General features: G+C 74.8%; 2 protein-coding genes. One reads left to right on the top strand and one right to left on the bottom strand.

Annotated elements, in window-relative coordinates; genetic code table 11:
- A partial coding sequence (locus K6U79_11450) for a phosphoenolpyruvate hydrolase family protein (GenBank protein ID MCL6522968.1) occupies window positions 1-147 on the top strand: 147 nt, incomplete at its 5' end.
- A gap of 268 nt (window positions 148-415) precedes the next feature.
- Here K6U79_11450 and K6U79_11445 read toward each other — a convergent pair.
- Entirely contained in the window at window positions 416-2872 is a 2457-nt protein-coding gene (locus K6U79_11445) for an alpha-glucosidase (GenBank protein MCL6522967.1), read from the bottom strand.
- Window positions 2873-2941: the final 69 nt, after the last annotated feature.

Here is a 2941-nt window from a genome sequence, read left to right as displayed (position 1 = left end):
CCCATCGCCGAACCGGAGGACGCGCAGTACGTGCTCCAGCACACCCGGGGCGTCGCCGGCTTCTTCGGCGCCTCCTCCATCGAGCGCCTCGCCACCGAGCGCGCCATCACCGAGCAGGCAAGCCGCTTCAAGGCCATCCGCTTCTAGGATCCAAGGCGGTGCGGCCCGCGCGCGGGCATCCCGCGGGCGGGCCGCCCGCCGCCGGTCGGGGCCTGCGTCGCCCTCTCCCTGCCGGAGGATGAAAAGGCGGGGAGCCGCTTTCCGGCGCCCGGATAGTAAAGCCATCCCAAACCGCAATGCGCTTGCCCGGTGACGCATTTCGGCAACGGAAGCGCGCCCCATCTACGAACGCGACCACGCTCTCCATCCGGAAGACGAGAAAGTGCGCCACCGCCGAGCAACCGGCGGAACCTCTTCACCTTTGCGCCACCAAGTGAAAGACGGGCCGCGCCGCGCCGCCCGCTCGAACGGCCGCGCCCGCCGTCCCCGCCGTCGCCGCGCCCGTCTCCGCCAGCGCCTTCCGGAAGAGCGAAGCCACCGCTGCCCCCTGCCGGTAGAAGACGGCCGGCTGCCCCACCGGCGTCGCCACCGTCACCCAGCGCCCGACCGCGCCGCCGCCGTCGCCTGCGCCCGCGGCGGTGCCGCCGCCGGTGCTCGCGCCCGCCGCGTCATACACCCGCCCGCTCCAGACGTGCACCCAGCGGCCGCGGGGCAGGTAGACGCGGAGGCGCTCCGTGCCCGGCGCCGTCACCGGCGCCACCAGCACGTCCGGCCCGAGCAGGAACTCCCGGTCGGCCACCTGGTAGGCGACGGGGTCCTCCGGGTCGTCGAAGAAGAGCGCGCGGTCGACCGGGGCGCCGGTGGAGGCCGCTTCCTGCATCAGCGCCTCCCGGTAGGGGGCCAGGTCGCGGAAGAGGATGGCGAAGCGGCGGAGCTGCGCCACCAGCCGTGGGCTCGAGTCCACCTGCGCCGAGCGGGCCGGCTGGTTCCCCTCATGGCTGCGGAAGAGCGTGGTGAAGGCGTCGAACTCCATCCAGCGCATCAACAGCTCCTCGTCGCGTGCGTAGCGGAAGGAGAACTGCGTGATGGCCGTGTAGCCGCCGATGTCCGAGCTCTCCAGCGCGAAGCCCGAGAGGCCGGCGCTGACCAGCGCCTTCACCGCCGAGGCGAGGCCGTTCTCTCCGTCCCAGCTCTGCAGCTGGTCGCCCAGCCAGAAGTCCGGCGCCACGCCCGGGCTCGTCGTGAAGCCCGAGCGGAGAAAGACCAGCCCCTCCCCCGCCAGCCCCGCCCGCTCCAGCACCTGGCGGTTGAGCTGCGCCCAGAGCACCGGGTAGAGGTTGTGCAGCGTCGCGCCCGTCCGGCCGTCGGCCAGGCGGGCGTCCAGCGGCAGCTCCTCGCCGAAGTCCGCCATCCAGCCCGAGAAGCCGTTCCCCACGAGCTCCCGCACCATCACCCGCTCCAGCCAGGCGCGCGCCGCCGGGTTGGTCAGGTCGATCAGCGCGGCGCGGAAGCCCGGGTACGGGAAGAGGAGCGGCCGGCCGTCCGCCCCGCGGACGAAGTAGCCGCGCGCCGCCGCCTCGCGGTAGAGGCCGCCTCTTCCCGCCGGTACGAGGAAGGGGTTGACGTACCCCAGCACCCGGATCCCCTTCGCCCGCAGCTCGCGGACGAAGGCCGCCCAGCCCGGGTACTGCCGCGCGTCCAGCCGCCAGTTCCAGACCAGCTGCTGCCCGAAGCTGGTCGTCCGCTGCCCCACCCAGTCCTGCAGCCAGAGGCCCGTCACCGGCACCCCTGCCGCCAGCAGCCGTTCCAGCCGCGCGCGCACCGCGGCCGTCCCGCCCTCCGCCCCGAAGAGGAAGCCCTCTTGCGTCCACGCCGGCAGCGGCCGCATCCGCCCCGCCACCGCCGTGTACGCCCGCAGCAGCTCCGCCGGCGTCCTCCCGGCGAAGATGGCGCCGCGGATGGCCGGGGCCTCCACCTCCAGCTGGCCCAGCCCCGGCTCCGTCAGGTTGAAGCGCTGGAACTGGCCGTTGGCGCTGAACATGGACTGCATGGCGCTCGACAGGAAGTACGGCACCGGCGCGTAGGTGTTCCACCAGCTCCCGCCCGCCCCGTGCGTCAGGTCGGCCAGCAGCGTCAGCGGCTGCATCCCGCGCCCGATGCCGTGCTCCTGCACCAGGATCGGCACCACCCGGCCGCGCATGTCCAGCACCGAGTACTGCACCCCGAAGCCGTAGAAGCGTTCCCCAGGAAGCGCCTTCCAGTCGAGGTAGAGGCGGGTGACGGGCGGCGCGCCCGCCGCCGCCGGCCCCACCCGCCCCTCGTACTCCAGCCGGTCCGGCGCCGCCGCCCGCAGCGTGAAGGTGTAGCGGACGGCGCTGCCGTCGACGGAGCGCAGCTCGCCCGTGAAGCGGAGCTGCCCGCTGCCGGCCGCGATCCCGTCCACCGTCTGCTCGCCGTAGACGGCCAGCGTCCGCCGCCAGAGGGTGAGGTAGCCGATGGTGTCGCGCGAGCGCATCGTCCCCGCCGCGCCGAAGAAGAAGGCCTGCCCGGGCGGCGTCGCCCAGACCAGGTGGCCCGGCATTCGCCGGTTCCAGACGGCGAGGCTTCCTGTCCGCCCGTCCCAGTCGACGCGGAAGTCGCCCAGCGCGAAGCGGAGGCTCCTCCGCCAGGAAGCCCCGACCCGGATCCGGCCCTCGAGCGGCCAGTCGGCCGCCCTCCGCGCGAGCCGACCGGCCACCGCCGCCATCCCGGCGACGAGGAGCACCGCCGCCAGCCCCGCCGCCAGCGCCCGCCACCGCCGGCGCCGCCGCCCGGCGAGGTCCGGCCCGCTCCAGGCCCCCGCGCCCGTGCCGGCTCCCGACCCCGGTTCCAAGCTCGTTTCGCCTCCGGGCGCCCGTTCCACACCCCTGCCGCCATCCCCTCCCGGGCGGGGGCCGGCCCG

This window comes from Bacillota bacterium (genome assembly GCA_023511835.1).
GTDB lineage: Bacteria > Bacillota > Sulfobacillia > JAIMAT01 > JAIMAT01 > JAIMAT01.
This window is presented reverse-complemented; position numbering and strand designations above follow the sequence as displayed.